At 67.1% G+C, this 4,847-nt stretch carries 6 protein-coding genes and 1 riboswitch; of the genes, 5 read left to right on the top strand and 1 reads right to left on the bottom strand.

Features of this window, described 5'->3' with window-relative positions:
• Nucleotides 1-303: 303 nt before the first annotated feature.
• The 5 genes from ACPCUW_RS34945 (at nt 304) to ACPCUW_RS34965 (ending at nt 3,736) form a co-directional block, all read left to right on the top strand.
• Nucleotides 304-735 (top strand): hypothetical protein, encoded by a 432-nt coding sequence (locus ACPCUW_RS34945; protein WP_146098831.1) that lies wholly within the window; start codon nt 304-306, stop codon nt 733-735.
• 54 nt (nt 736-789) lie between these two features.
• Nucleotides 790-903: riboswitch (SAM riboswitch) on the top strand.
• An 18-nt stretch (nt 904-921) separates the two neighbouring features.
• Nucleotides 922-1,344 (top strand): rhodanese-like domain-containing protein, encoded by a 423-nt coding sequence (locus ACPCUW_RS34950; protein ID WP_104393501.1) that lies wholly within the window; start codon nt 922-924, stop codon nt 1,342-1,344.
• 40 nt (nt 1,345-1,384) lie between these two features.
• A complete protein-coding gene (locus tag ACPCUW_RS34955; protein WP_030516632.1) occupies nt 1,385-2,599 on the top strand; it encodes an O-succinylhomoserine sulfhydrylase in 1,215 nt (404 codons plus the stop codon).
• Between the two features lie 46 nt (nt 2,600-2,645).
• Nucleotides 2,646-3,272: a type 1 glutamine amidotransferase family protein gene (locus ACPCUW_RS34960; RefSeq protein ID WP_423429669.1), complete on the top strand. Its 627-nt coding sequence runs from the start codon at nt 2,646-2,648 to the stop codon at nt 3,270-3,272.
• Complete coding sequence (locus ACPCUW_RS34965) at nt 3,269-3,736, top strand: MarR family winged helix-turn-helix transcriptional regulator (RefSeq protein WP_030516630.1); 468 nt, start codon at nt 3,269-3,271, stop codon at nt 3,734-3,736. The genes ACPCUW_RS34960 and ACPCUW_RS34965 overlap by 4 nt, the downstream gene beginning before the upstream one ends.
• A gap of 64 nt (nt 3,737-3,800) precedes the next feature.
• Here ACPCUW_RS34965 and ACPCUW_RS34970 read toward each other — a convergent pair whose 3' ends face one another.
• Nucleotides 3,801-4,559: an HAD-IIA family hydrolase gene (locus ACPCUW_RS34970; RefSeq protein ID WP_051756585.1), complete on the bottom strand. Its 759-nt coding sequence runs from the start codon at nt 4,557-4,559 to the stop codon at nt 3,801-3,803.
• Nucleotides 4,560-4,847 lie beyond the last annotated feature (288 nt).

Consider the following 4,847-nt stretch of genomic DNA (forward strand, 5'->3'; position numbering starts at 1 on the left):
CGCCCGCGCCGCTATTCGTTCCAGCGTGTTCGGTCATTTCTACGCGCACCCTTTGGTCGAAAACTCTCGTCTTGTCAGCCGTCCTTCTTAGCTTAGGCTAAGTTGACGTGCGGGCCGGGCGCCTGCCCGACTGCTCCGCCGATGCTGCCTCGTTGCCGCGCGGAGCTCTCCCGATCCGTGCACCGGATGTGGCCGGAGTTCTGGTGATTCTATCGGTGGCACACACCGCCGCTATTCCCGGTATCCGCGCGAAAATGCGGGCGTGATCTTCGACACTTGGACCCGCCGGGGATGATGCAGGGCATGAATGATCCGGCTACCTCGATCGATCAGCGCGACACGACGCGGTCGGCGAAGCCGTTCCTGATCGCCGCGGCCATCGCCGTCCTGGCGGTGCTCGCCGTCGTCATCCTCGGAATCACCCGCCCGGCTGAGAACAATCTCACAGATCCGGATCGGGTCGCCATCGCGGCGCGCAACTTCGCCACGGCGAGAAGCGATTCCGACGCCGACCGGCGCAAGACCACCGAATGCACCGGGTTCGACGAGAAGAAGTCGCCGCTGGGCGCCGACTCGGCGGGCAAGAAGGTGGAGATCGCCGGAGTCGACGCGGTGCACATCGACGGCGACCGCGCGACGGCGTCGGTGACCAGCCGGATCGACGGTCGCCAGTCCGCGGCGAACTGGAATTTCAGTCGCGAGAACGGCACCTGGCTGGTGTGCGTCAACCCCTGAGCCGCCGCTGTCCATGTTTGACAATCGGGCCTGTGACCAGGCATTCTCGGTTCAGGTCATGAGTACCAGCGGTAAGCCCCGGCTCGCTGGTCGGCAACCCTCCTCCGCGGTGGGGTGCTCCGGGTGACGACCTGGCCGCGGTCCGACCGGACGCGGCAAGTGCGGATTCCGTAGGAGGTTCGACAAGTGAGCTACGCCGGTGACATCACGCCCGGGCAGGCGTGGGAGTTGTTGCGCGACAATCCGGATGCGGTGCTGGTGGATGTGCGCACCGAGGCCGAATGGCGGTTCGTCGGAGTGCCCGACACCACCTCGATCGAGCGGCCGACCGCCCTCATCGAATGGGTCGACGGCACCGGCGCACCCAACCCCGTATTCGTGGAGCAGTTGAAGCAGGTGCTGGCCGATCGCGCGGGCGACAGCGATGCCCCGGTGATCTTCCTGTGCCGGTCCGGGCAGCGTTCGATCGGTGCGGCCACGGCGGCGACGGCGGCCGGTTTCGCGCCCTCCTACAACGTGCTCGAGGGTTTCGAGGGTCCGCTGGATGCCGAGGGGCATCGCGGCGGCGCCGGTTGGCGCGCACTCGGCCTGCCGTGGCGGCAGTCGTGAGCGGATCTGTTGTGCGGCAATTCTTTTCGTGGAGGCAGTCATGATCACCGGCGGTGCATTCGATCGGCCGCTGCCCGAGGGGGTGGGACCGGCGACCCTGGGCGTGCGCGGCGGGCTGCGCCGCTCCGGGTTCGAGGAGACCTCCGAGGCGCTGTATCTGTCGTCCGGATTCGTCTACGAGAGCGCCGAGGCGGCCGAAGCGGCCTTCACCGGCGATATCGAGCATTTCGTCTATTCGCGCTACGGCAATCCGACGGTCGCGATGTTCGAGGAGCGGATGCGGCTGCTCGAGGGCGCCGAGGCGTGCTTCGCCACCGCCAGCGGCATGTCCGCGGTGTTCACCGCGCTGGCCGCGCTGCTCGGGCAGGGGGACCGGCTGGTGGCCGCGCGCAGCCTGTTCGGTTCCTGTTTCGTGGTGTGCAACGAGATCCTGCCGCGCTGGGGCGTGGAGACCGTCTTCGTCGACGGTGAGGATCTCGACCAGTGGGAGCAGGCGCTCTCGCAGCCGACGGCCGCGGTGTTCTTCGAAACTCCCTCGAATCCGATGCAGACCCTCGTCGACGTGCGGCGGGTGAGCGAACTGGCCCATGCCGCCGGCGCGAAGGTCGTGCTGGACAACGTGTTCGCGACGCCGCTGCTGCAGCGCAGTCTCGACCTCGGCGCCGATGTGGTGGTCTACTCGGGCACCAAGCACATCGACGGACAGGGTCGCGTCCTCGGCGGTGCGATCCTCGGCACGAGCGATTACATCAACGGGCCGGTCAAGAATCTGATGCGCCACACCGGCCCGGCGCTGAGCCCGTTCAACGCCTGGACCCTGCTGAAGGGACTGGAGACGATGCCACTGCGGGTGCGTCAGTCGACGCAGTCCGCGCTGGCCGTCGCCGAGTTCCTGGAACAGCATCCGGGCGTGGCCTGGACGAAGTACCCGTTCCTCGCCTCGCATCCGCAGCACGAGCTGGCGACCGCGCAGATGTCCGGCGGCGGCACCGTGGTGACCTTCGAACTCGCCGCGGGCCCCGACGAGGGCAAGAAGCGGGCCTTCGAGGTGCTGAACCGGCTGCGCATCGTCGACATCTCCAACAACCTCGGCGACGCCAAGACCCTGATCACGCATCCGGCGACCACCACGCATCGTGCGATGGGTCCGGAAGGCCGTGCGGCGGTGGGACTCACCGACGGGGTGCTGCGCATTTCGATCGGTCTCGAGGATGTGGAGGATCTGCTCGGTGATCTGGAGCAGGCGCTGAGCTGACCGCCGGGCATTGACAGCATGCTGTCAACCGTGACAGCATGCTGTCATGACTCAGACGGTTCATGTGGCGGTGTACGACACGTTCGCGGATTGGGAGCCGAGCTACGTGACGGCCGGCATCAATCGCCCGTTGATGCAGCGCGAGCCGGGAAGTTGGCAGATTCGCACGGTCGGCGCCACCTCCGCGCCGGTCACCTCGATGGGCGGATTGCGCGTGGTTCCCGATCTCACTCTGGACCAACTCTCCCCGGCCGACAGCGCGATGCTGATCCTGCCCGGCGCCGACATCTGGGAGGACGGGCAACTCGCGCGGTTCGCCCAGGCTGCAGAGGACTTCCTGAAGGCCGGCGTACCGGTCGCGGCGATCTGCGGTGCGACCTACGGCCTGGCGAAACAGGGCTTGCTCGATGCTCGTCCGCACACCGGCAACGCGGCTGACAATCTCGCCTCGACCGGATATTCGGGAGCGCACCACTATGTGGACGAGCCGGCGGTGACCGACGGCGATCTGATCACCGCGAGCGGCATCGCACCGATCGACTTCGCACGCCACATCTTCGCGCGGCTGGATCTGTTCGAGCCGGCCGTCCTGGATGCGTGGTATCGGCTCTACGCGGACCGGGATCCGAGCGGGTTCTTCGCCCCGCAGGCCGCGGCGGTCGAGCCGGCATGAGCCGCGGTGATGCCGAACTGTTCTCCGCGGCGGCGATCACGACCTTCAAACTGAACGGCCAATTCCTCACGATCGCAGAGGAATTGGCGAAACCGGCGGAGATCACCGCGGCCTGGTGGCAGGTGCTGGGTGCGGTGCTGCACGAACCGCTGCCGGTATCGGGGATCGCGCGGGAGATGGGTATCACCCGCCAGAGTGTGCAGCGCATCGCGGATCTACTGGTGGGCAAGGGATTGGCCGAATACCGGCCGAATCCGTCGCATCGCCGCGCGAAGCTGGTGGCGATCACCGATGCGGGCTACGCTGCCGTCCGCCGGATCACCCCGAAGCATGCTGTCATGGCGAAACAGCTTGCGCGACAATTGGGTTCGCAGCGTTTCGCCGAAGTGGTGGATGCGCTGGGTGATCTGTCGGCCGCGCTGGAGGCGCTGGAATCCGGAGAACGCGGCGGAAGTCCGGACTGACGGAATCCTGCGCCGGAAAGTACCGTGCCGGCGTACCTCCGGTGCGCCGGCCGGACCTTCCCGCTCAGGCCGCGAACGGATTCTCGGTGCGGCCCACGAGATCGGCCACCGAATCGATCACCAGCGTCGGCCGGTACGGGAACTGTTCCATCGACGCCCGGGTGGAGATCCCCGAGGTCACCAGGACCGTGCGCATGCCCGCCTCGAGTCCGGCGATCACATCGGTGTCCATCCGGTCACCGATCATCACCGCCGACTGCGAATGCGCGCCGATCTGCCGCAGCGCCGAGCGCATCATCAGCGGATTCGGTTTCCCCACGTAGTACGGGTCGCGCCCGGTCGCCCGGGTGATCAGCGCGGCCACGGAACCGGTCGCGGGCAGCACGCCCTCGCGGGAGGGCCCGGTGGGGTCGGGATTGGTGGCGATGAACCGGGCGCCGCGTTCGACCAGCCGGATCGCGGTGGTGATCGCCTCGAACGAATAGGTTCGCGTCTCACCGAGGACGACGTAATCAGGATCGCTGTCGGTCAGCACGTAGCCGATCTCGTGCAGGGCGGTCGTCAATCCCGATTCGCCCACCACGTATGCCGTCCCGCCGGGACGCTGCTCGTTCAGGAAGGTGGCCGTCGCGGTTGCCGAGGTCCAGATCGAGGACGCCGGAATGTCCAGCCCGATCCGGCGCAGGCGGGCCTGCAGATCGCGCGGGGTGCGGATGGAATTGTTGGTCAGGACCAGGTACGGAATCTCGCGCTCGGTCAGCTCCGTCAGGAACGCATCGGCGCCGGGAATGAGGTGGTCCTCGTGCACCAGCACGCCGTCCATATCGGTCAGGTAGGACAGAATCGGTTCGCTGTCGGCAGTCACGAGCCAATTGTGGGCTATCGGCGGTAGCGATGTGATGTTCCGGTAGGTCGTACGCGCGGCGGCCGCGGAATTCGCTCTGGTTATGGTCGAATGCGACCGCAACTTGCCGCGCTGTGGACAGTCGGGACAGGAATTCGGGACACCCGTCCGGCGCTGCACTCGGTCGACGCGGTCGTCTCCCGCCCGGGAGCCGGCCCAAGCACGCACGTGACGGCGAACAGGAGTGGCGCAGTGAGTGATCTCAAG

Source organism: Nocardia sp. AB354, assembly GCF_049538315.1.
Taxonomy (GTDB): Bacteria; Actinomycetota; Actinomycetes; order Mycobacteriales; family Mycobacteriaceae; genus Nocardia; species Nocardia nova.